The sequence below is a fragment of the Paenibacillus sp. SAFN-054 genome, from assembly GCF_051966755.1.
In the GTDB taxonomy this organism is placed as follows: Bacteria; Bacillota; Bacilli; order Paenibacillales; family Paenibacillaceae; genus Paenibacillus_AQ.
On sequence record NZ_JBQCKS010000001.1, the window covers coordinates 116715 to 142199 of the forward strand.

16 protein-coding genes are annotated in these 25485 nt (G+C 53.0%); 13 read left to right on the forward strand and 3 right to left on the reverse strand.

Features of this window, described 5'->3' with window-relative positions; genetic code table 11:
- Window positions 1-41: 41 nt before the first annotated feature.
- The 9 genes from ACTHPM_RS00575 (at window position 42) to ACTHPM_RS00615 (ending at window position 17041) form a co-directional block, all read left to right on the forward strand.
- The gene (locus ACTHPM_RS00575) at window positions 42-2426 is read left to right on the forward strand and encodes a family 78 glycoside hydrolase catalytic domain (RefSeq protein ID WP_440393258.1); all 2385 of its coding nucleotides are present in this window, start codon (window positions 42-44) and stop codon (window positions 2424-2426) included.
- Window positions 2427-2687: 261 nt separating this feature from the next.
- Window positions 2688-3809: a GntR family transcriptional regulator gene (locus ACTHPM_RS00580; protein ID WP_440393259.1), complete on the forward strand. Its 1122-nt coding sequence runs from the start codon at window positions 2688-2690 to the stop codon at window positions 3807-3809.
- Between the two features lie 292 nt (window positions 3810-4101).
- Window positions 4102-5769, forward strand: coding sequence for an ABC transporter substrate-binding protein (locus ACTHPM_RS00585; RefSeq protein ID WP_440393260.1), 1668 nt, complete (start codon window positions 4102-4104; stop codon window positions 5767-5769).
- Between the two features lie 96 nt (window positions 5770-5865).
- Window positions 5866-7782, forward strand: coding sequence for an outer membrane protein assembly factor BamB family protein (locus ACTHPM_RS00590; protein WP_440393261.1), 1917 nt, complete (start codon window positions 5866-5868; stop codon window positions 7780-7782).
- 15 nt (window positions 7783-7797) lie between these two features.
- A complete protein-coding gene (locus ACTHPM_RS00595; RefSeq protein ID WP_440393262.1) occupies window positions 7798-8694 on the forward strand; it encodes a carbohydrate ABC transporter permease in 897 nt (298 codons plus the stop codon).
- 31 nt (window positions 8695-8725) lie between these two features.
- The gene (locus ACTHPM_RS00600; RefSeq protein ID WP_440393263.1) at window positions 8726-10894 is read left to right on the forward strand and encodes an alpha-L-rhamnosidase C-terminal domain-containing protein; all 2169 of its coding nucleotides are present in this window, start codon (window positions 8726-8728) and stop codon (window positions 10892-10894) included.
- A 14-nt stretch (window positions 10895-10908) separates the two neighbouring features.
- The gene (rhaB, locus tag ACTHPM_RS00605) at window positions 10909-12369 is read left to right on the forward strand and encodes a rhamnulokinase (protein ID WP_440393264.1); all 1461 of its coding nucleotides are present in this window, start codon (window positions 10909-10911) and stop codon (window positions 12367-12369) included.
- A gap of 46 nt (window positions 12370-12415) precedes the next feature.
- The gene (gene rhaA / locus ACTHPM_RS00610; RefSeq protein ID WP_440393265.1) at window positions 12416-13672 is read left to right on the forward strand and encodes an L-rhamnose isomerase; all 1257 of its coding nucleotides are present in this window, start codon (window positions 12416-12418) and stop codon (window positions 13670-13672) included.
- Between the two features lie 219 nt (window positions 13673-13891).
- Entirely contained in the window at window positions 13892-17041 is a 3150-nt protein-coding gene (locus tag ACTHPM_RS00615) for a glycosyl hydrolase (protein ID WP_440393266.1), read from the forward strand.
- A gap of 95 nt (window positions 17042-17136) precedes the next feature.
- Here the strand turns inward: ACTHPM_RS00615 and kduD are convergent, their stop codons facing one another.
- Genes kduD through kduI form a run of 3 tightly spaced genes read right to left on the reverse strand, consistent with a single transcriptional unit; the run spans window position 17137 to window position 19562 of the window.
- Entirely contained in the window at window positions 17137-17889 is a 753-nt protein-coding gene (kduD, locus tag ACTHPM_RS00620) for a 2-dehydro-3-deoxy-D-gluconate 5-dehydrogenase KduD (RefSeq protein ID WP_440393267.1), read from the reverse strand.
- A gap of 30 nt (window positions 17890-17919) precedes the next feature.
- Entirely contained in the window at window positions 17920-18684 is a 765-nt protein-coding gene (locus tag ACTHPM_RS00625) for a DeoR/GlpR family DNA-binding transcription regulator (RefSeq protein WP_440393268.1), read from the reverse strand.
- Window positions 18685-18728: 44 nt separating this feature from the next.
- Window positions 18729-19562 (reverse strand): 5-dehydro-4-deoxy-D-glucuronate isomerase, encoded by an 834-nt coding sequence (gene kduI / locus ACTHPM_RS00630; protein ID WP_440393269.1) that lies wholly within the window; start codon window positions 19560-19562, stop codon window positions 18729-18731.
- 196 nt (window positions 19563-19758) lie between these two features.
- Between kduI and ACTHPM_RS00635 the strand changes: the two genes are divergently transcribed.
- The 4 genes from ACTHPM_RS00635 (at window position 19759) to ACTHPM_RS00650 (ending at window position 25417) form a co-directional block, all read left to right on the forward strand.
- Window positions 19759-20352, forward strand: a complete 594-nt coding sequence (locus ACTHPM_RS00635; RefSeq protein ID WP_440393270.1) for a biliverdin-producing heme oxygenase — start codon at window positions 19759-19761, stop codon at window positions 20350-20352.
- Between the two features lie 75 nt (window positions 20353-20427).
- Window positions 20428-22944, forward strand: a complete 2517-nt coding sequence (locus ACTHPM_RS00640) for a diguanylate cyclase domain-containing protein (RefSeq protein WP_440421399.1) — start codon at window positions 20428-20430, stop codon at window positions 22942-22944.
- A gap of 289 nt (window positions 22945-23233) precedes the next feature.
- The gene (locus ACTHPM_RS00645; RefSeq protein WP_440393272.1) at window positions 23234-24424 is read left to right on the forward strand and encodes a glycine C-acetyltransferase; all 1191 of its coding nucleotides are present in this window, start codon (window positions 23234-23236) and stop codon (window positions 24422-24424) included.
- A 36-nt stretch (window positions 24425-24460) separates the two neighbouring features.
- Window positions 24461-25417, forward strand: a complete 957-nt coding sequence (locus ACTHPM_RS00650; protein WP_440393273.1) for an L-threonine 3-dehydrogenase — start codon at window positions 24461-24463, stop codon at window positions 25415-25417.
- Window positions 25418-25485: the final 68 nt, after the last annotated feature.

Below are 25485 nucleotides of genomic sequence, written 5' to 3' on the forward strand. Positions count from 1 at the left end.
GGCTAGGGATATCGAACCAGGGAGTCAGGGAGGAAACAGACATGGGAACAGAGAGATGGGCAGCAAAATGGATATGGGCGCAGGACGCAGCTTCGGACAACAATGTATACGTGGAGGCGAGATCAACGTTCGATGTTGTCCTGCCGGTGACTTCCGCTGTGGTAAGGGTCAGCGCCAATCAATCCTATAAGCTGTATATCAACGGCAGGCTGGTAGGAAGAGGGCCGGCGCCGGCGGACTTGGAATGGATGTCCTTCGACAGCTACGATGCTGCTGAATATTTGCAGGATGGATTGAACGCGATTGCGCTGGTCGCACATAACTTCGGCAAGGAGCCAATCGTCACCCATCAGCTTCAGGGTCCCGGAGGTGTCATCTGCCAGCTCGATTTCAGCGAAGGACATGGCCCGGAGGCGGGCAAGGTGCGGAGCATCGCGAGCGGCAATGACTGGAAATGCAGAAGGTCCCCGCGCTGGAAGGGCGACGTAAGCCGCCTGCACTTATGGGGCGGTTACCGGGAAATCATGGACCTCGCGGAGGAGGACGGCTGGGAGCAGACGAACTACGATGACTCGAAGTGGCCTTCGGCCGCCATCGTCTCTGAGGCAGAGCAGCCGGATTCGGTCTGGCCGCGTCTGATCCCAAGGGAAATCCCGTTACTACAGGAAACGCTGGTCAGTCCGGTAGCCGTGATTGCGGCCGAGTCTTATCTGGGAAGCGTCCGTTCAGCGGAAAAGCTGCTATCGGCGGGAAGCGAAGGAGATGGGAGGCATGCGGCGGAAATCGATGCTTCGGTGCCGGGTTCATACCCGCAGATAACATATGATTTTGGAAAAGAAGTCGTCGGGTATCCGGAGCTCGAGGTATATGCAGAGCAAGGAGGCGTCCTGCAGCTGTATTACGGCGAATCGCTCGAGCTGGCTTTGGCCGATACATACTTGCTCCGGCAGGGGCACAACCGGCTCACGCCTTTCGGAAGAAGAGCATTCCGTTACATGAAGGTAGCGGTGATGGGGACGCCGGTTCCTGTGCGCATCGAACGCCTGCAGACCCGATTCGTCCATTATCCGTTTACGGACCGGGGCATGTTCCGATGCAGCGATGAGCGGCTGAACCGGATCTGGGAGACGGGGAGGTATACGACGCTCGTCAACAGCCAACATCATTTTGAGGATTGTCCACACCGGGAGGCTGCGCTGTGGGTCGCCGACTCTGTGGTCATGGCCAAAGTGGTATATCAAACCTTCGATGATGCCGCGTTGATCCGGAAATCGCTATTGCAGGCCGCAAGGATTCAGAATCCTGACGGTTCGATTGCGGGTACGGGGCCGCAGCGAAACCCGTTCCTGCTGCCTGATTTTTGCGCGCACTGGCTGTTTGGGGCATGGGAATATTATGCCTATACGAAGGAACATGCTTTTTTAATCGAGGTGTGGCCTTATGTACGGAAGCTGGCATCCTGGTTCGAAATGCAGGAAGACGAGGACGGGCTCTTTGCCAAGGCGGACCGTGATAACTGGTGGTGTTTCATCGACTGGACCGACGATATTGAACGAAAAGACCGCGTGACAGCCATTTCCTGCTTTTATTATAAGTTTCTGAATACGGCCGGACGGATGGCAGAGGCGCTCGGGGAAGACGATCTGGCTACGGATTTCGCGAGAAAGGCGACAGTACTCCGCAGTTCCATCCGCAGCTTGCTGCGTGTACCGGGTACAGCCGTTTTTGCGGACTGCATGACGGATGAGGGCATCTCCGCCAGCGTAACCGCGCAAACGAACTTCGCCGCGGCTTGGTCGGGCATCATGGAAGAGGAAGAAGTATCAGCATTTATCAGAGACTACTATCTGGAGCACAAGCTGCCCCCAATCCGAGGCGCGTTCTTTCAATTTATCGTACTGGAGACAATGTTCCGCTCCGGATTTGCGGAGCAGGCCATCAGCCAGATTCGAAACTATTGGGGAGAGATGCTGGACCGGGGAGCGACGACCTGGTGGGAGACGTTCGATCCGTCGCTTCCCTTCGTCAAGACGCCGAGCCCATACCTGGGGCACACGCCTACGTATCTTCAGGATGCCATTCCGGTTAGCCTATCGCATGGATGGGGCGCATCCCCGACCTATTTGTTAACGAGAGAACTGGTAGGAATCGACATGTCGGAGGCGGGGACCGGGTCCATCTATTTCCGACCGACCGATGTGCCGGGTATCGGATGGGCCGAAGCCATCGTACCGAATGCATCGGGGGACATCCATGCCCGGTGGGACCGCCAGGAAGATGGTCAAATCCTGTTTAAGGCCAGTCTGCCGGCAGGTATGTCATGGGCTTCAGAAGGCCTGGAAAATATTACGGTCGAAAAGGTTGGAAGCAACGTGCATTTAACGGGAGAAATCCCGTCGCGATTAACGGGTCTGCGTTTATCATAACGATTATGATCGTGAACCGGGGCGGGAATAAAACACCCCGGTTCCGGAATTTAAGGCAGCACCTTGTCCTAGCCGGACGAATGCTGCCTTTTTACTTCAGCTGAGCACCATGCCATTCAAAGTATAATATTAGCGGGCAAGAATAAGGGAGAATCCCGAAAATATGCTTTGCATGTCGGTTTTGTGTAAACAACGGTTTATTCTTGCGAAAATCCATGCCTTAACGTATACTTAACTCATTCTATAGGGAGTGATTGCAGAATGGTCATGGAAAAATCGGACAAGACGCCGATGTATCAATATATCATGAATGATATTAAGCGCAAGATCGAGACGGGGGAACTGAAGCCGCATGATCCCCTGCCGACGCAGATCGATATGGCGAAAGAGTATAATACCAGTGAAATTACGTCCCGCCGTGCTCTCTCGGATCTGGTGCAGGAAGGCTTCATTTACCGGATTCGCGGGAAAGGCAGCTTCGTGAACGAGAATATGACGGCTTCTGCCGGGCAAGCGATCCGCACCATTTATTTCGCTCACAAAAACAATGAGGTGAGCACCTTCAACCATCCCTTTTTCACCGATATGTTTCAAGGCATCAAAGAGGTGTGCGAAGAGAACGGGATCGAATTTTATATGTGGAACTTCGGTGAAAACTATGAGCTGCCGGATGACCCCCAGGCGGGAATTATTCTGCTGACAACCAATCACACCTTTGATATTTCGCATCTGACGGCCTGGCAGGAACAGAAACGGCGTATCGTAACCGTGCATTTCTACTATCCGCATCTCGGCATTCCGTACGTGATTGTGGATAATTTGACCGGCGGATACCTGGCGACGCAGCATTTGATATCCCTCGGACACCGCGATATCGGTGTCATCCTGACCGGCAACTCCATTATGGAATTGAACCAGGAGTTTTCCTTGCGCCTGCAGGGATACCGTTTGGCTCTGTCACAGCATCAAATACCGTTCAACCAGGATCTGATCGCCGTGATGAAGGGAGAAGATGAGCGCGGGGATATGGGGTACCGGGGGTTCGAGAAGCTCATGTCCATGGAGCATCCGCCGACGGCCATTTTTGCGACAAGCGATTTCAAGGCGATTGGAGCCATGAACGCGGCAAGAGACATGGGGATTCGTATTCCGGATGATGTCAGCATATTAGGCTATGATGATGTGGAGATCAGTGAATTTACGTATCCTAGGCTCTCAACGGTGAATCAGAATACGCGCAAGCTTGGACAACGGGCGGCCGAAATTTTGCTATTCGAGCTGAAAGGCCAGGAAAACGGATCCGTCAGGGACGAAATCGTGCCGACTGTCATCGTGAGAGACTCGACCGCGCCGATCAAACCGCGCAAACCAGCCCGAAAGTAACTGTATAGTTTAAGATTGCAGCTCCCTGCTTCGCGGGGAGTTTTTTCATAACTCCTCTGCAATCCTTCCACCGGCTCGTTCAATAAGTATACTCTGATTAAAGTTAGTGATTCCGTGCACAGCTTGAAAGGCTTTAATAAAGCAAAAAATTGATTGCATTGGACTAAAGTATACTGTATACTTAATTATGAAAAGTATACATAGACCTTGTCTTTATACTTTGGAATCAGTATCATCCAGTGAAGACTTGAATGCGCTTTATTAATCTCGATTAATCCAGAGGGGGATTCAGGTGAAGAGAAGAAAAGGGTTCGCTGTTTTTGTCAGTGTGCTGATGCTGCTCTCCATGTTGACCGCGTGCACGAAGAGCGGAACGACGGAGACGAGCCAGTCGACGGATCCGGGCACGTCGAATGCGGAAACAAAGAATGAAGGGAAGACGGAAGAGCCCGCTGAATCAAAGCTGTCCGGTAAGATCAACATTTCCCTGCCGGGCGCCTCGGTTTCCGTATGGAATGCGGTTGCAGATGCCTATATGAAGAAGAATCCGGATGTTAAGGTTAAAGTGGACCAGAAGCCTGCCGAGGGTTATACGGAATGGCTCACGGCCCAGTTCGCCGCAGGCGTACCGGACGTGGATCTTGTCGCCAACAACTCCGTAGGCAATCTGATGGCTGACGGCAAATTCATGGATTATCTACCGTACCTGGACAAGACGAACCCGTATACGGGCAAGCCGTGGAAAGACTCGCTTGATACGAAAGCCATGGGGCTGAACATTGAAGCGCTGGGAGCGGAAGACCATCTCTGGAACCTGAACTTCGAATCCGTTCAAATTGTATGGGTTTACAATAAAGAGATTTTCCAAAAGGTCGGCATCACGGAAGCGCCGAAGACCTTTAATGAAATGATGGACGACTTCAAGAAGCTGAAAGAAGCAGGCTATACCCCGCTTGCGCTGGGCGGAGACTCCCAGTCGATGTGGAGCGGCCAGGCCGGATGGCTGGTGCGGGTGTACGCTGACCAGTATTTGCGCGATTACGTGAACATATCCCGTTCCCAGGAGCAGGATTATACGTATCTGCCGGAAGTGGATGAGAAGTGGAAGCTGGACCTGACGGATCCGTTTAACGATGCCAACAGCAACGTGACCAAAAATACGATGCGCCAGTGGAAAGCGATCAAAGACAAGGAAGGGCCATACAAAATCGCCGGCAACCCAAAATGGAAAGCGTATTCAGAAAATTTAAAGCAACTCTTCCAGTATGTTCCTGAAGGATTCTTCGGCGTGAAGGAAGAGCAGGCTTACAAGCTGTTCTTGACTGGTAAAGCGGCGACGATGATGGGAACACCGGCTTCTTACTGGCAGCTGCCGAAGGATTTCGCGGACAGTTCCAAGTCCGGCACGCAAGGCGGCGTCAAGCCTTTTGAATACGGTTTCTATAATATGCCTTCGATGGAAGGGCCGGAAGTCATGGCTCCGGCGCGCACGATCCAGATTCCGATTGGTTTCTATGGTTTCGTGTCCAAAGATGCGGAGCAAAATGCGCTTAATGCGGACTTTATGATGTATCTGACGAGTCCGGAAGGCTACATGGTATATGCCGAAGCGACCCAAAACAGCAAGGACGCCGCGCTGTCCGGCGCACCGGCCCTGAAGGACATCACGCTTCCGGAAGAAATGACGAAGGCCTTCGCCGATTTCAAACCAATCGGCAACATGGAAGGGATCGATATGCCTGCAACAATCATGGCGCGCGGACTCTGGGATCATCAGCCTTCCGTACAGGAATGGGTAGGCTCCGTGCAGAAATTCTTCGCAGGCAAGATCACGACGGACGAATACTTGAACCAGCTCCAGGCCAACATCGACAAATACTTCGAAGCGGCTCTAAAAGAAAAGAAATTTGATCTGAGTGATTTGGAACATCCGGACCGGCGTCCACCTGAACGCAAATAATCTGAAATAGAGATTCCAGTCGGCGCGAACGGCGCTGACTGGAATTCATTACATTAAGACATAGCTGAAGCAGGCAGGAAAGGATCGTGGCTGGATATGGGAAAAACCTTAAGAATATTGATCATGCTGACGATGATCGTCGGACTCCTTCCGCAGGCTGCACTCGCCAAAGACAAATGGTCGATTGATGGCGCGGGCGACATCACGTCCATTTCGGTCTCCCAGGACGGCAGCCGACTAGCCGTGGGAAGCCACGGAGCCAAGGCAAATGTGTTCAGCAGCGACGGAGAACCGTTGTTCGAGTTTGCCGCAAACAACGTCGTGACTGGCGTCCAGCTGCTCGCAGACGGAGAAATGATCGTCTCCTCGGATGATCGCCACCTCTATGCTTTTGATGCAAAGGGGGAGAAGCTCTGGGATAAGAACATGAGATCGCAGATTAAAGGGGTATCCGCTTCACTGGACGGTAAGTTGAGCGCGATCTTTACGCAGCGAAGCGAAGACCTCGTTTTCATTGATGCGGCGACCGGAGAAGAAACGGGAAAAGCTCCGATCGGCGCCATTTTGAAAACGGTTAAAGTGTCTCCGGGCGGGAAATGGATCGCGGTTGCAACGTCGGACCAATTCGTGCACCTGCTCGATGAACAAGGAAAGGTTATCCACAAATTCGGTGCTGGCGGGCAGATCATGGGGATCACCGTATCGGATAACGGGGAAACCGCCGTTGGTACGGATAAGAAGGCCGTTGAATGGTTCGATAAGGAAGGCTCTCCACTGCATAAGTATGCGACCCGCGATGTGGCGACAGACGTCACCTTTACCGCAGACGGCAAATATTTGGGCGTCTCCGACTTATCGGGCAATTTTTATCTGCTAAGCAGCAAGGGCAAGCGTCTATGGGAAACCAAAATGAACGGACAGGGACGAAACGTCGAGATTGATTCCGAAGGCAAGACGCTGTATGCGGGCACGGGGGACGGGCAAATCCTGAAGTTTGACGTCGGTGCCGTCGTCAGCCAGGCGCAGAAACAGGGAAAAGTGAAGGTGGGCCTGTGGGCTGCAGCCAGTCTGATTGTCATCGCGGCGATCTGGCTGGGATTGAATGTAATGAAGAAACGGAACCGTCTCGGCGTGTTCCGCGAGATTTGGAAGTCGAAGTGGGTGTACCTCGGACTTGCACCGACGTTTATACTGCTGCTGGCCTTTTTGTATTATCCGGCTTTCTCGGGTCTGTTCCACTCCTTGTACAAGTGGCAGCCTGGTGCCAGAACGACGTTTATCGGACTCGACAATTTCAATCGGATGTTCCATGATCCGTATGTCGTGAACGGAATCGGCAATTTGCTCATTCTGATTGTGACCGGACTTATAAAAGCGATTATTCCTCCGCTGTTGGTTGCGGAATTAATATATCATTTGCGCAGCAAGCGATTGCAGTACGGCTTCCGGACCATGTTCACGGCTTCCATGATCATACCGGGCGTCGCCATGCTGCTGGTATGGCAGAACTTGTACGATCCCAACCTGGGCCTGTTCAACAAATTCCTGGAATTGATCGGTCTTGGTTCCTGGGCGCATGCGTGGCTCGGGGATCCGAAGACGGCCATTTGGGCGCTGATCTTCATGGGTTTTCCGTTCGTCGGGATTCTGCAGCTGCTCGTATTGTACGCAGGGCTTCTCTCGATCCCGGTGGAGCTGATCGAATCCGCCAAAATGGACGGCGCCGGACTTCCGCGCATCATCCGTTCCATCCATTTGCCGCTGCTTGCCGGCCAGTTCAAATTTTTGATCATTTTGTCCCTGATCGGCATCGTGCAGGATTTCAACAGCATCCTCATCGTGACGGGCGGGGGGCCGATGGATTCAACCTATGTCCCTGCGCTGCAAATGTATTACGCGGCAACGAAGTTCAATGACCTCGGTTATGCATCGGCGCTTGGTGTGTCCATGTTCGTGGTCATCATGGTGATCACCATCATCAACATGAAGTTTATCCAGTCGGAGGAGAATTAAGGAGGGACGAAAGCCATGTATACCAGCCCGGCCAATACCAATGAAACATTGAACGTCAGACACAAAGTCAAATCGCGGAGGAATTTGAGGCTTAAAGCAAGCATCAACCAGGTGCTGATCATTATCCTGTTAAGCCTGCTCGTATTTTTCACGCTGGTGCCTATTTTGTTCATGTTGTTCAGCTCCCTGAAAAGCAACTCGCAAATATTAGGAAACTTCTGGGGGATGCCGGCACCGATCAGATGGGGCAATTACAGCGAAGCGTTCACGAGCATTTGGCGTTATATGGTGAATTCCATCAGTTATGCGGTCGTTGCCAGCATTCTGGTCATGCTTCTTTCGGCAGTGTCAGGCTATATTTTCGCGAAGAAGAGCTTTCCCGGAAAAGAGCTGCTGTTTATGCTGATGCTCGGCATGATGATGGTTCCCGGCGTGCTTACGCTGATTCCGTCATATGTTCTGTATGACAGCATGGGCCTGACGAATACGCCATGGGTCATACTCATCGCGAGTGCGGCAGGGGGGCAAATCTTTGGTACCTTTCTGTGCCGCAGCTATATGGCAGGGCTGCCCGGCGAACTCTTCGAAGCTGCGCGAATGGACGGATCGACCGAAATCGGGGTCTTTTTCAAAATCGTCATTCCGCTGTCGCTTCCTATACTCGCCACCTTATTTATCATGCACTCCGTCGGCGTGTACAACGACTACATTTGGCCGCTGCTGACGATTCAGGATCGGAACCTTCAGGTCATCGCGGTCGGATTGACGGTCTTTACCAAGCAGTTCGGAGTGACCGATATGGGAACGCAGTTCTCTGCGTACGCCATATCATCCGTGCCTCTGCTGCTGATCTTCTCCTTTGGGATGAAGTATTACATTCAAGGCATGACGCAGGGCGCGCTGAAGATGTAACACCCATGAATGCAGGAAAGGCGGTCATCATATGGATGAGTTGTTAACAAAGCTTCCAAAGTGGATATGGCACCAAGACCGTGAAGACAAGGAGCGGGTCGAGTTCGTTAAATCTTTCACGCTTGCGGCGGATGCCGAAAATGTCCGGTTTCAGATCGCGCTGACCGGTGCGGCCGAAGTCGAGCTGGACGGCAGGCTGGTCGGCTGGCTGGAGGAAAGCGCTGCCAATCTATGCTCGTTCCAGTGCCTGGAAGGATTTCCGGATCGGCTGGAAGCCGGCGAGCATTCGATTCGGCTCCGGATCGAATGCGAGTCGCCGATGCCTGTGGCGGGGATCAATATCCATCTGAAAGGCCGGCTGGCGGGTTGTATCGCATATCTGTCAGGGGACGGATTGTGGCTGCGGACGGATGAAACCTGGATTGACAGGGACGGGCAGGCGGCGGCAGTCGTATGCCTGCTTGGCGAGGAGCCTTACGGGGACCTCGAAGGAGGACCGGAATGGTTTGTAGCGGGGGGATTCGGCGATATTCGAACCTCGCCTTTGGTTGACGTTGCTCTGTTAGAGGCGAAGCATGCGGAGGTTACGGTCCGGGGCGGCGAAGTGCGGATAACCGGAAAAGCAAGAGGTAATATTCCGGTTCCGGCGCCAGAGCGGACGGAGAGGCATATCTTCTATCACGTACGCAAACAAACGGAATGGCGGGAAGCCCATCAATATTGGAAACAAACCCGGCTGCATGACATGCCGTCGGTTCTGCTAGACCTGGGCCGGGAATACAATATGCGTTTCCGGATGGAGAACGTTGGATCCGGCCATATAAGCATCGTCTGGAACGGGGCGGAGTCATTGCACGAGATGGAGCATTACGAAGGGTTGATGACCGAGTCCTTCGTGCTGGCAGCAGGCGAATCGGAAGTGACGCTGCCGCAGGGCTTGCGGTATGTCAGATTGTATATTTTGGCAGAGGGACATAGCCGGTTTGAATTGACCTGGCAGGGAGAAGAAGCGGGCGTGCCCATGATACAGCCAGGTTATTTCGAATCCGACTCCGAGCGGCTTCAAAGCGTGTTCGATCTTTCCCTGCATACGAACCGGATATGCCATCAGATCGGATTGTGGGACGGCATCAAACGGGACAGACTCAATTGGACCTATGATTTCTATTTAGCCGCGAAGGCGGATTATGTCATGTATGACGATTTATCCGTGCTTCGACGTTCGATGGAAGAACTCGGCCGGGGGACGCCTGCGGGCTACTGGATGAACGATCTTCCTTCCTATACGTTCTGGTGGCTGAATAACGTATGGGAGTATTATCTGCATACGGGAGACCGGGAATTTGTCTTGTCCTTAAATGAGGAATTAACAAGGCATACAGCCCAGGCGGAGAGCCTGATTGATCCGGTTTCCGGCGGACTGAACGGCCTGACATCGAACTTGATTGAGTGGGTGCCGATGCGGCAAAGCGAGAGCGAGCTCTGCATGCAGGCGTTGTACCGGATGACCGGAGGCAATCTTCGCAAGCTCAAAAGCTATCTGCCGGAGCTATCCCTGCCTGGACTGTCGGCATGGGGGCATATGGACCTGACAGCAGAGGAGTTTCTATCCGGAGAACAGTTGATCACGAAGCTGCTCGGCATCATGTCAGGTTATATCGGTGAGGACCAGGCCCGTTCTTTCCTGGAGGGGTACGCGCCGATGGACCCGATCACGCCGTTATCGGCCTACTGGCTGGCGGAATGCTGCTCCATGCTGGGACTTCCCGAAAAGGCGTGGGACGCCGTATCGACCGTATGGGGGAAAATGCTGGATGAGGGCGCAACGACCTGCTGGGAAGGGGTTACCCTCTCGCATGAAGGCGACTTTCATCATGCGCTGACAACGTATACAGCTTATGATTCCTACCGCATCAGCCTTTGTCACAGCTGGGCCGGCACCCCGATTCACTGGATCATGTCGCGGGTTATCGGCGTGCAGCCGGTCGAGCCCGGTTACGGAAAAGTGGTCTTTCGGCCGCAGGCTTTGGTTGGCGTAGGCACTTGCAAAGCGGCGATCCCGACTCCGCATGGACTCATCGAAGCCGGCTGGGAGCAAGGCCGGCAATTTATTAAGCTGCCTGCCGGGGTCAAGCTGGCGGAGGACGACCGCCTTGTGCGGGACCTTTCATCATCAGTCACGCAGGGCAAATATTCATGACGGGAGCCATCAGCATGAACAAGTATTTGGCCGTTGATATCGGCGCCTCCAGCGGTAGGGTGATCATGGGGACGGTGGAAGAAGGGGCCCTCAAGCTGCAGGAGATCCATCGTTTCGATAATGGATTCAAGGAAACAAACGGGCATTGTTATTGGGATATTGATCTTTTGTTTCATGAAATCATCCGTGGGCTTCAGCAGGCGAAAAGGCTCGGAGTCACAGCGTGCAGGCTCGGCCTGGACACTTGGGCCGTGGATTATGCGCTCGTCGACCCGAAGGGTGAACGGATCGGAGAAGTATTCTCCTACCGGGATCCGCGGACGAATGATGCCGCGCAGCGGTTTCACCAGAACATATCCTTTGAGGAGCTATACGCCAAAACGGGTATCCAGCAGCTGTCGTTTAATACGCTTTATCAGTTATCGGTACATGACCCGGAAGAGCTGGGAGCGGCCGCGCAGATCATGCTGGTACCGGATTATTTGCATTACCGCCTGAGCGGCATCGCCAAAAGCGAGGCGACGAACGCTTCAACAACCCAGCTGCTGAATTTACGGGCACAGGATTATGACCCTGATCTCCTCGCGCTGCTTGGACTGCGCAGGGAGCAATTTCCTGAGCTTGTGCAGCCGGGCTACCGGTTCGGACCCATTCGCGAGGAACTCGTGCAAACCTATGACCTTCCGCAATGCGAGCTGATCTGCGCCGCTACGCATGATACGGCGTCCGCCGTACTCGGTGTTCCTGCCCAGGGAAAAGCCTGGGGATATTTAAGCAGCGGGACCTGGTCCCTGATCGGTGTGGAACGAACGCAGCCTTTGACAAGCCGGACGGCGATGGAAGGAAATTATACGAACGAAGGCGGCGCCTACGGCACGTTCCGGTTTCTGAAAAACATGATGGGCATGTGGCTGGTTCAGCAGGTCCGCAAGGAGCTGGATAATGCGTATTCGTTTGCCGAGCTGGCGGAAATGGCTGCGGCATCGAAGCCTTTCCAATCGCTCATTCCATGCGGCGATGACCGGTTCCTGAACCCGCCGAGCATGATCGAAGCCATTCGGGGCTACTGCGCTCAAACAGGTCAGCCTGTACCGTCTACTCCGGGGGAGATGTCGAGATGTATCTTCGACAGCATGGCCCTCTCCTATGACGTGTATGTGCGGGAATTGGAGGAAGTGACGGGCGAGCGGCTGGAGCAGCTGCATATCGTCGGCGGCGGATCCAATAACGCATTTTTATGCCAGCTGAGCGCTGATCTGCTCGGCATGAACGTGTATGCCGGACCGACCGAAGCGACCGTTCTCGGCAATCTTGCCGTCCAGATGATCGCCTGCGGTGAAATCGCGGACATCCAGGAAGCCAGGGAGCTTATACGGAATTCCTTTACCATTCATACCTATGAGCCGGAGCCGGTAGAACCGGGCCTGCTGGCAGAGCTTCGTGCAAGATACAGAGGACTGGAAAAGGCGATATGAAACGCTGAATGTGAAGACCTTTAACCGATATGGGAGGTAACCATCAATGGACGCAGTCATTCAAAACAGCTTTAATGAAGCGAAAAAGCTTTACGAGAAGCATGGTATCAACGTAGAAGAGGTGCTGGAACGGCTTTCCCGAATCAAAATTTCGCTGCACTGCTGGCAGGGAGACGATGTGAGGGGATTCATGAATAAAGGGCAGGAGCTGAGCGGCGGCATTGCCGTTACCGGCAGCTATCCGGGACGTGCGGAAACACCGGATCAGCTCAGGGAGGATATCGACAAAGCGTTCGCGCTCATTCCGGGAAGGCACAAAGTGAATCTGCATGCGATCTATGCAGACACGGAAGAGCAAGTGGATCTGGATGAACTGGAACCAAGGCATTTTGCGAATTGGGTGAGCTGGGCGAAGGAAAAAGGATATGGGCTCGATTTCAATCCGACCTGCTTCTCTCATGAGAAAGCCAAGGATGGTTTTACGCTAAGCCACCCCGATCCCGAGATCCGGGATTTCTGGATCCGGCACGGCAAGGCTTCGCGCAGAATAGCCGAATCCTTCGGCAAGGAGCTCGGGCAGCCGTGTGTCACGAATTTCTGGATTCCGGACGGTTACAAGGATACGCCCGTCGACCGCAAATCACCGCGGGTTCGCCTGATGGAATCGCTTGATGATATCTTCAGCGAGCCGATCAGCGAGGAATACAACATTGATGCGCTGGAAAGCAAGCTGTTCGGAATCGGTTCAGAGAGCTATGTCGTCGGCTCGCATGAGTTTTATATGGGATATGCCCTTTCCAGGGGAAAGACCATATGCTTCGATTCGGGACATTTCCACCCTACCGAGACGATATCGAATAAGCTCTCTTCTTGGCTGCTGTTCGGAGATCAGCTGCTGCTGCATGTCAGCCGTCCGGTCCGCTGGGACAGCGATCATGTGGTGACGATGGATGACGAATTGCTGGACATTGCCCGTGAGCTTGTCCGTGGCGATCTGCTGGACAGAACGCATATCGGACTTGACTTCTTCGACGGTAGCATCAATCATGTCGCCGCATGGGTCATCGGAACAAGAAACACGCTGAAGGCGCTGCTGCGGGCGATGCTGGAGCCGATCGATACACTGAAACAGATCGAGCTGGAAGGCGATTTAACCTCCAGGCTGGCGCTCGTGGAAGAGTTCAAATCCTACCCTTTCGGGGCGATCTGGGATTATTACTGCTCGCAGGCAGGCATGCCCGTGAGAGAGGATTGGCTGGCAGAAGTCAAACAGTACGAGAAGGAAGTATTGGCCGATAGATAGTGGAGTTCATCTTACATGACCGTATTCTCATGGTGAGGGTACGGTCTGCTTTTTCAAGATATCAGAAAGTATAAATTCGAAGGTGAATTTGCCTGATAACGCAAGAAAAACAACATCTTGAAGCGGTCTATCTCCTTTGGAAGTATGTCGATAGACGTTTTTCTTATCGCCTGAAACCATTTTTACGAGCGTCCGATTGAAATGGAGGGAACGAACAACGTGACGGAAGCACTGTATGAACTTTTCGTTAATCCGCCTGCTGCTTATCGAGGCAAGCCTTTCTGGTCGTGGAACGGCAAGCTGGAAAAGGAGGAGCTGCTGCGGCAAATCCACGTTATCAAGGAGATGGGTTTCGGCGGCTTTTTCATGCATTCGCGAACGGGGCTGGCTACCGAGTATCTCGGCGATGAATGGTTTGAATTCATCAACGCCTGCTCGGAAGAAGCGGAGCGGCTGGGGCTTGAAGCCTGGCTGTATGACGAAGACCGGTGGCCGAGCGGCTCCGCAGGAGGCCTTGTCACGAGTGAACCCCGGTATCGCCTGAAGTTTATCAAGCTGGAACCCGTGCCGGCGGAGGACTTTGTTTGGTCGGAGTCTGTATTGGCCGCTTTTGAGTGTGAGCTGGACGGCATAGTGTTCAGAAATGGCAAGCAAATTCCAAGGAACCGGAACCCGGAAGTGGTTTCCGGGCAGACCATCCTCGCATTCTCGGTGGTGGAGCAGAAGTCGGAAAGCTTCTATAACGGACATACGTACCTGGATACGCTGAACCCGGAAGCCGTGGAACGATTTATCGAAGTGACGCATGAACAATACAAAGCACAAAGCGGTCAGCATTTCGGCAAATCCATCAAGGGCATATTTACCGATGAACCGCACCGCGGAGCCCTGCTGGACGGATTCGGCATCCAAAATGAGAACGGCCACTGGCATGTGCCCTGGACGTATACGCTGTTTGATCAATTCCGTTCAGTCTATGGGTACGATCTTACGGAGCATCTCCCGGAATTGTTCTTGATGCCGGAGGGCAAGGCGTTCTCTCAGGTGAAATGGCATTACGTTGATCTGCTCCAGAATATGTTTCTTGAAAGCTTTGCCAAGCCGATTCAGGCATGGTGCGAAGAGAACGGCCTGATTCTGACAGGACATACGCTCCATGAAGACAGCTTAACGGCCCAGACAGCGATGGTTGGATCGATGATGCGCTTTTACGAGCACATGGGTTATCCGGGCGTTGACGTCCTGACGGAAGGTAATGTGAATTATTGGATCGTCAAACAGCTGTCGTCCGCAGCCAGGCAGCTCGGGAAGACCTGGCTGTTATCCGAGCTGTACGGATGCACCGGCTGGCAGATGCCGCTCGAAGGGCATAAGGCTGTGGGGGATTGGCAGGCGCTGTTCGGCATCAATGTACGCTGCCATCATTTATCATGGTATTCGATGGCCGGGGAGTCGAAGCGGGATTATCCGGCCAGCATCTTTTATCAGTCGGCCTGGTGGCAAGATTACGGCTATGTCGAAGATTACTACGCCAGATTGGGCGTCATCATGACGAGCGGCGAGGCTGTCTGCGATCTGCTCGTGATCAATCCGGTTGAAAGCTTATGGGGGCAGATTTACCCGGGCTGGTCCAAGGGACTGTCGGCGCAGTCTAGCCGGGTTCAAGTGCTGGAACAGCAATATGCGGATACTTTTCATGAGCTGTCGGGTGCTCAGATCGATTTTGATTACGGCGACGAAGATATGATGAGGCGACTATCCCGCGTTGAAAAGGATAGCATAGGGACCCCGGTACTGCGGGTCGGCCGCGCGGCGTACCGGGCGGTTCTCGTCACGGGAATGCTGACCATGCGTGAGTCCACGCTCCGGATTCTGAAGGATTTCCGTGATGCGGGGGGCCACATCATCTTTGCCGGGGAAGTCCCCGCGTATTTGGATGCCCTTCGTTCGGATGAAGTCAAACAATTCGCTGCGACGGTGAATCATGTGGAGCGTCATGCCATGCTTGGCGCATGCAGGGAATCCGTCCGTACCTGGGTTACTGTCAAGGATGCTGCGACGGGCGCTGCTCTGAAAGATATATATGCTCAAGTACGGTCGGATCAAGGCCGCATGGTTGTTGTGCTCATGAACATGAACCGCGAGGAAACGCATGCAGGGGTTGTCGTCAGTATTGCAGGAAAAGGGTTTGTCGAGGAGTGGGATTGTGCGTCAGGGGAAAGAAAACGGGTGTCCACGATGAACCGAGACGGTTTCATGGAATGGATGACCGGGTTCGCACCGGTTCAGGAGCATGTATATGTTATCGGCAATGAATCGGATAGGACGCTGCCGGAAGTCACATGGACTGTGGATGAGCAATGGTTGGAAATCGAGGGGCCTTATGCGTATCGGCTCAGCGAGCCTAACGTATGCGTTCTGGACAGGGTGACCTATCGCTTGGATCAGGATGAAGAGACGAAAACTCCGGTCGAGATTTTGAAGGCAGACAGACAAATCAGGACACAACTGCATCTCCCGCTTCGGCATGGAGAGATGATTCAGCCTTGGTATGTTGAATCCTTTGGCCTTGCCCAGGCCGACAGGGAGAGGCCGCTTGTTCTTACCTACAGGTTCAATGTCGATTGTGTGCCGGACACGCTGCTGTATCTGGCGCTCGAAAGCCCTGAATGCTTTGAAATTCGGATCAATGGAATACTGCTCAATCATGACGATCGCGGCGAATGGTGGGTCGACCGCTGCTTCGTCAAAGTCCCGCTGCCTGCGGAAGTGCTGTGCCAGGGTGAGAATACCGTGGAGCTTCGCACCCAGTTCCATCAGGGCGTTCCGCTTGAAGCCGTGTATCTGCTCGGAGACTTTGGAGTTAGAATCGACAGCCGCATGTGCACGCTCATCCGTCAGCCGCAAACGCTGGCGGCTGGTTCGATTACCGAGCAGGGGTTTCCTTTTTACGGCGGAGCGATTACTTATAAGCCCATCATTGATGAGCAGCGGACAAGCGAGACGCTGAACATGAACGAGGTAACGGACGCGGGGATCTTCATTTCATTCTCCTCCTTTGAAGCAGCCTGCGTGAAGGTGCATCACGGCGAAGAGCATCAAATGATTGCCTGGCAGCCCTACGAACGAGAGCTTTCAATGGATAACGGGCCGTTGTCACGGCTCGAGTTCGATCTGGTTCTCACGAGAAGAAATACATTCGGTCCGCTGCACCAGCTTCCATTATTAGCGACAAGCTATGGTCCGGGGAATTGGACGACGGAAGGAGAGGAGTTCTCGGAGGAGTTCGTGCTGCTGCCTTCGGGCTTGCTTGATCCGCCAAGACTTGTCAAAAAGAAGACCGTTCCGCAGCATTCTGCCTCTGGATGAGAGTTAGGCATCCTGATTCAGCCGCGATAAGGCGAACAACAGAAGACCGTATCCTCATCGCGAGGAATACGGTCTTCTGTTTGCGAACGAACCGGTTATCTGGCCATCCAGCCGCCGTCCACGCAAAGCACGTGTCCATTGACGTAATCGGACGCAGAGGAAGCCAGGAATATGGCTGCGCCCTGCAGATCCTCGGGCGTTCCCCAACGGCCGGCAGGGATACGCTCGGTAATGGAAGCTTTGCGTTTCTCGTCGGCCTGAATCTGCGCGGTGTTATCCGTGATCATATACCCCGGGGCGATGCCGTTGACCTGAACGCCGCTTGCGGCCCATTCATTGGCGAACGCCTTGGTCAGCCCGGCTACCCCGTGCTTGCTGGCAGTATAGCCGGGTACATTGATGCCGCCCTGATAGGACAGCATGGAGCATATGTTGATGATTTTGCCGCTTCCGCGCTCAATCATATGTCTGCCCGCCATTTGCGATAACAGAAACACGCTGTTCAGATTGAGATCGATGACATCGAACCAATCCTTTTCGCTGTGATCCTTGGCTGGCGTCCGGCGGATGGTTCCTGCATTATTGACAAGAATGTCGATCCGGCCCGTCAGCGACAGGGCTTGATCGAATACGCTCTGAAGTTTGGAGGCATCGCTCAGGTCCGCTTCGATGGCAGCGGCCTCGCGGCCCATAGCCTGCGCCATGTCTACGGCCTCGCTTGAGGACCCTCGGGCAACGCAGACCACATCGGCGCCGGCTTCGGCAAGGCCGATCGCGATTCCTTGCCCAAGACCGCCGGAAGTACCGGTAATCAGTGCGGTTTTACCTTTCAGATTAAACAGATTCATGTGAATATCCGCTCCTTGAATAGGATAGGATCAATGGTTGCCGCTCAGCTCCACCGGAATACCCGCTTGACGGAATTGCTCCAGCGTATCTTCAGGCAGCCCATTGTCCGTGATTAAACAGTCCAGCTCCTGCAGTCCTGCAAAGGTACGGAGTGCCGTCTGTCCGAATTTATGATGGTCGATCACCGCAATGATTTCCCGGGCGGTGTCGATCAGTGCGCGCTTGAATGCAATCAATTCGCCGGTATATATGGTAAGCCCATGCTGCGGGTGTATGCCGGTTGCAGATATGAACGCTTTTTGAATGTTCAGATCTTTGACGTACGCAACGGCTTCCGGACCGGTCAGAATGTTGCGGACCCTGTAGCCTCCTGGAACGACGAGATCGACCTTGTCCTTTTTGGAAAGTTCGCTGATGATATGCACGTCGTTCGTGATGACGGTCAGCTGCTGATTAGGAAGCAGGCGGGCGATCTCAAGCGTCGTACTGCCCCCATCCAGCGCGATGATATCTCCAGGCTGAATCCGCTTCACCGCTTCCGCTGCAATGCTGCGTTTCATATCGAGGTTCCGGGATATCGGCTCCTTCGAGGGGAGGATGCCGAATTGATCTGCCTGTGCAAGCACGGCACCGCCGTGGATACGCCGGATCAAGCCCTGCTCCTCCAGCCGGGTCAGATCTTCGCGAATGGTTTTGCCCGTGACCTTCAGCACTTCGCTCAGTTCCGTCACGGTAACTTCCTTGTTGGTCAGCAATACTTCCATAATCTTCTCGTGCCGCAGTATCGGGTTCATAAACAAGCCTCATTTCGAATCAGGGTAAATAGGAAAGCGTGAGTTTATTTTAAATCCTTCATGTTGACGGGGTCCATATCGGAATATATCTTGTTGTCGCCGGCCATGCCCCAGATAAACGTATAGTTGCTCGTGCCGACTCCGCTGTGGATCGACCAGCTTGGGGAGATGACGGCTTGCTCGTTTCTCATGACGATATGGCGCGTTTCGTCCGGCTCACCCATGAGATGGAACACCACCGCATCCTCAGGCAGGTCAAAATACATGTAAGCTTCCATCCGGCGGGGATGTACATGGGCTGGCATCGTATTCCACATATTACCCGTTTTGAGAAGGGTCATACCCATGACGAGCTGCGAACTTTGGATGCCGTTTTGATGGATAAAGCGGTAAATGGTCCGGTCATTGGAATTTTCGATCGATCCCAAATCGGCTGATTCAGCCTCGGCAAGCGTGACTTTTTGCGTCGGGTAGGACTGATGGGCAGGAGCGGAATTCAGATAGAATTTTGCAGGGCTTTCCGTGTCCACACTCTTGAAGATAACCTCCTGATTGCCCATGCCGACGAAAAGGCATTCTTTATGATCAAGCTCATGTTCCTTGCCTTCCACGGTCACGATGCCTTTTCCGCCTACATTAATGATGCCGATTTCGCGGCGTTCCAGAAAGAAGCTGACGCCAAGCTCTTTTAAATCCGTATCCAGCTTGATCTCCTCGGCAATCGGATAAGCGCCGCCAATGATCAGCCGGTCTTCATGAGTCAGAACAAGCTCCAGATGATTCGGGATGAAGAGCGTAGGGATGTGGAATTCCTCCCGCAACCGTTCCGTATCAAACTGTTTAGCTTCACGTGGATGCGAGGCATATCTTCTTTCCATTAAAAACACTCCTTTTATGTTTAATTATGTTCATTTGGTTCATATAGGTTCACATTAATCCTTTTTTAAAATCTTGGCAACCCTTTTCTTGAGGCCGAAAAGAATTCATGGATGGCAGAATGCATGACCCCGGTGTGCTTTTATTCCCATTTATTGATAGAATAGGTGGAGTGCCTATCGAAGGAGGCGTTTTCTATTGAATGAAAGTAACATTTTAACCCGATTGAGAGAAGAGACGGCAGAAATGCATGTTCGGATGGAAGAGAACCGGTATGCGGAAGCCATTATGAAACAGTCTCTCACAATGGAAGGGTACAAGGAGTATCTGGAGAAGTTCTACGGCTTTATAAAGCCGGTGGAACGCATCATTTCGAATCGATACAATTCAAATATACTTGGGTTCGATGCTGCGGGTCGGGGGAAAGCCAAGCTTCTGGAGGAGGACTTGCTTGCGCTCGGCGTGACCCGTGAAGAGTTAACGGGCATGACTACCTGCGAACGACTTCCGGATGTGTCAAGCATACCCGGGTTGGTGGGTTACTTGTACGTTATGGAAGGCTCCACCCTGGGAGGACTGGTCATTACGAAGCAGCTGAAAAATTTTCTTCCCATAAATGAAGAAAGCAATGGCCGTTATTTTTATAGTTATGGACAGGAAGTTAGGCCCAAATGGAACGAGTTTCGCGAATGGGTCCTCGAGCTTCAATTAACGCCGGAACAAAACGAGATGATAACCTTGGCAGCCAAGGAAACGTTTGATTTGTTGTACCGCTGGGTGGAAGGTGAATAAAGCCATAGCAGATCATTATAATTCAAGGAAGGTTCTGGTACAATGACGAATCAAACCGGCAGAAAAGAAAAGGATATGCTTAACCGCACTTTGCTGACCGAAGGAGATTTTTTGCTCAAAGAATCCATCAATCTTACGAATTGCGACAAGGAACCGATTCATATCCCGGGACGAATCCAGCCCCATGGCATGTTGCTTGCCGTCACCCTGGAGGAGGATCATAAGATTGTACAATGCAGTATAAACGTGGATGAGTTTATCGGGATTTCCAGCGATAAGCTGCTCGGCATGCCCGTGGCAGGCATCATCGGTCAGAAGCAGCAGGACCAAATGCTTGCGGAGGTTCAGCGCTTAAAATCCGAACCTGCGCAGCTCCATTACATGAACATCGTGGTCGATGTGAATGGGGAAGCGAAGGATTTCTACGGAATTCTGCATGAGAGCGATAATTTAATCATTCTCGAAATGGAGCCGGCAACCGATGAACTGGGACCCGTGCTGAATGATTTTGAAATGATCCAGTCGTTTTTCGGCAAAATGAAGCAGACGGACAGCCGCGTGGAAGCCAGCATGCTTGCGGCAGAGCAGATCAAGGAGATGCTGGACTACGACCGGGTCATCATCTACGAATTTGATGAGCAATGGAATGGCAAAGTCATTGCGGAAGCCAAGGAAGAGGAGCTGGAAACCTACCTCGGACACTACTATCCGGCATCGGACATTCCGAAGCAGGCCCGCGAACTCTACTTGCGTAATTGGCTACGAACGATCGTGGACATCAATTACACCCCGGTGGACATCGTGCCGACGCTGCATCCGTTAACGGGCAAACCGCTAAATCTTAGCTTGTCCACGCTGCGGAGCGTTTCTCCGGTTCATATCGAATATATGAAGAACATGGGGGTCGGTGCCACGCTGACCATTTCCCTGATCCATGAAAACAAGCTGTGGGGCATGATTGCATGTCATCATTATTCCAAAAAATACGTCACGCACCGGGTAAGGAATTTGTGCAACTTCCTCGGAGCGTTCTTCTCCAGCGAGCTGTACCAGCGGGAGCAGCTTGACGACTTCCAGTCGGAGCTGTCACTCAAGACGTTGGCGAACCGGATTTCGAGCATTTTTATCGGCAATACGTCGGCAAGCCGGGTCATGAGCCAAATCCGGGAAGAGGAGGAGAATGTCCTTGCCCTGATGGACGCGACAGGGGCCGCCGTAAATTATCAGGGGCAGCTTACGCTGCTGGGAATCACGCCGTCCTCCGCGGAAGTGCGCGGACTTGCGGCTTGGATGTCCAAGCGTCTGTCGGATTATGCCTATCATTCTTCCTGTTTGAGCATCGAATACGAACCGGCCAGGCTCTTCAAGAAAGAAGCGGCAGGGGCCATGTTTATGTCCCTTTCGCCGGATGCTAACGATTATATTGTCTGGTTCCGGCCGGAAGTCATTCAGGTCGTGAACTGGGCTGGAGATCCCGAGAAGGCCGTGGTGAAGGAAGGGGACCTGGAACGGTTGTCACCGCGCAAATCGTTCGAGCAGTGGAAGCATACGGTGGAGTCGACTTCACTGCCTTGGAAGGCCAGGGAAATGCGCACGCTTTCTGACTTGAAGGCAGTTGTCCTCAAACGCACGGAAAACCAGATGCGTCAAGCGGAAGAGCAGGCAAAGCAGAACGCCCGCATCATGCGGGAGAACGAAAAGCGTTATCTTCAGCTGATGGACATGTCCCCCGTTGCCTTCTTCGCGATCACCGACGGGAACATCATGTACGTGAACCAGCAGACGGTCAAGCTGTTCCATGCGGCGAAACCGGAGGACATGCAGGGACAGCGATGGACATCCCTCGCCGATCCGGACTCGGGCAAGAACCTGCGGTATGCGATGATCGAGCTGGAGCACTCCATTGAACCGCTGGTATCGACCGAAGAGTATTTCACGGCATTCGATGGAACGGTCATGCAGCTTGAGGTGACTATGGCTCACGTGATCTATGCGAACAAGCCTTCCATCTTTGCAATTGCAAGAGAAAAGGCGATAGCGGAAAAAGTCGAAGCCGATTTCCATGAAGTTACCGGCCAGCTTGAAAGCTTCGTGTATACCGATACATTGACGGATGTGCCAAGCCGGCGCTATTTCGAAAAGTCGCTAAGCCGCGAATGGGAGCAATGCAGAACCCTTGGAGCGCCGATCTCCGTCATTATGCTCGACATCGACAATTTCAGCACGTACAATATGCTGTTCGGTGTCCAAGGGGCCGATACGTGTCTGCAGTGGATCGCTGACGTCCTGAATGCATTCGGCCGGCCCAAAGGGGCCGTGATCGCCCGATTCCAGGGAGGCACCTTCGCCGTTCATTTGACCCATGGGTCCATAGAAAAGGGGCTGGAAATTGCCGAGCAAATTCGGCAGGCCGTCCTTTCCATGCAAATACCGCTGAATCTCTCGGACGCTTCGGATTACATGACGATCAGTCTGGGGGTAAGCTCTGCGGTTCCCCATGCAGGGAATTCCAGTGTACAGCTGATCAATGAAGCGGAAAAGGCATTAATGAAAGCCAAGCACGAAGGAAGAAATCGTGTTGCCGTCCTGTAAGGCGGTTCCATCCAGACTTGCTTCCCCATACAATTTTTCTTCAGCCCTCTGCCCGTGTTTTAACGAGCAGAGGGCTTTTTGGCATGGAAGAAAACGATCATTTGCGACTTCTTTTCTGCTGAATTAATGAGGATACTAAAAATTTTAATAAATTCATTGTCCTTCGTGGATGTACAAATGAAATAAAAGATGCTACATTGAAGATACATAAACTCTTGTGTCGTAAGGCTTTTTAATAATGTTAATGTCCTTTGTGAGAAGACATATGTATATTCGGGAGGGATTCGCCATGTCCAGTCATGCACTGAATCAGTTTTTAACGGAAAATATTGAAGATTTGAAAAGCAAGGGCCTCTACAACGTCATTGATCCGCTTCAGGGCCCGAACGGACCGACCATTCTCATCGATGGGAAGACGCTGGTTAATCTTTCCTCCAACAATTATTTGGGGTTGGCTACCGACGAGCGCCTGATCGATGCTTCCATCCAGGCAGCCCGCAAATACGGCGCTGGGGCGGGAGCCGTCAGAACGATTAACGGTACGCTGGATCTTCATCTGGAGCTGGAGCGAAAACTTGCCGAATTTAAGCACACGGAAGCGGTAATTACTTACCAATCCGGCTTTAACTGTAATATGGCTGCGATTTCAGCGGTTATGGATAAGAACGACGCCATTTTGTCGGATGAGCTGAACCATGCCTCCATCATCGACGGCTGCCGGCTGTCGCGAGCCACAACCATTCGTTTCAAGCATTCGGACATGGAGGATTTGAGAGCACAGGCGAAGGCCGCCAAAGAATCCGGTCTGTACAACAAAATCATGGTCATTACCGACGGTGTCTTCTCGATGGACGGTGATATCGCAAAGCTGCCGGAGATCGTGGATATTGCCGAGGAATTTGACCTCATCACTTATGTAGACGATGCGCACGGTTCCGGCGTTCTCGGCGGAGGGGCAGGCACAGTGAAGCATTTCGGCTTGTCCGACCGCATCGATTTTCAAATCGGTACCCTGTCCAAAGCGATCGGTGTCGTCGGCGGATATGTGGCCGGTGCAAAGAAGCTGATCGAATGGCTGAAGCTTCGAAGCCGCCCATTCCTGTTCTCCACGGCCATGCCTCCCGCATCGGCAGCGGCATGCCTAGCATCAGTCGATATTCTGATGAACGATCAGACGCTGATCAAGAAGCTATGGGAGAACGGCGACTTCCTGAAGAGCGAACTGAAAAGGCTCGGATTTAACGTTGGCCACAGCGAAACGCCGATTACACCTTGTATTATCGGTGACGAAGTGAAGACGCAGGAATTCAGCAAACGCCTCTATGAAGAGGGCGTGTACGCGAAAGCAATCGTCTTCCCGACGGTGCCAAAGGGAACCGGGCGTATCCGCAACATGCCAACAGCCGCCCACAGCAAGGAGATGCTGAAGCAGGTCGTTTCCGTCTACGAAAAAGTAGGCAAGGAACTGGGCATTATCTAGTCGATCTGCCGGGAAGCCAAACGGGGAGGAATAACGATGAAAAAAATATTGGTGACGGGAGCGCTCGGCCAGATCGGCTCGGAGCTGGTTGCTGGGTTGAGACGTTTGTACGGGTCTGATTGCGTTATCGCGACCGACGTAAGAAATACGGGGCATGAGATTACCCGGTCGGGGCCTTTTGAAACGCTGGACGTGACGGATGACCAGGCGATGTTTGAAATAGCGAAGCGGCATCGGGTGGATACAGTGATTCATTTGGCTGCTCTATTGTCCGCCACGGCGGAAGAGAAGCCGCTGCTCGCCTGGAATCTGAACATGGGCGGCCTGATTAATGCGCTGGAGGTGTCGAGGGAGCTGGACTGCCAGTTTTTCACCCCGAGCTCCATCGGAGCGTTTGGCCCCTCGACCCCGAAGGATCAAACACCGCAGGACACCATTCAGCGTCCGACGACGATGTACGGCGTGAACAAGGTTTCCGGCGAGCTGCTGTGCGACTATTATTATCATAAATACGGCCTCGATACGAGAGGCATCCGTTTTCCTGGTCTTATTTCGTACGTCACGCCTCCTGGCGGCGGCACGACGGACTATGCGGTTGAGATTTATTATGCGGCGGTAAGCCAAGGACGTTATGCTTCCTTCATCGCGAAGGGTACCCATATGGATATGATGTATATGCCTGATGCCCTGGATGCGATTGTCGGGCTGATGGAAGCCGACGCGGCTAAGCTGAAGCACCGAAACGCGTTTAACGTAACTGCGATGAGCGTCGATCCGGAAGCGATCGCGGCCTCCATTCGCAAGTCGATGCCTTCTTTCGTGCTCGAATATGATGTAGATCCGAAGCGGCAGGCCATCGCCGAGAGCTGGCCAAACTCCATTGATGCCTCCGCAGCAGCGGACGAATGGGGTTTTCAAGCCAAGTATGACCTGGACGCGATGACCCGGGATATGCTGGCTCATCTGAGCTCGAAGCTAAGAGTTGCCAAGTAGCTTTAAGTATCCGGTTTGAATTTAACGCGAGGAAGACTGTCTGCTTCGTTCCATTTGGGGCGATGACG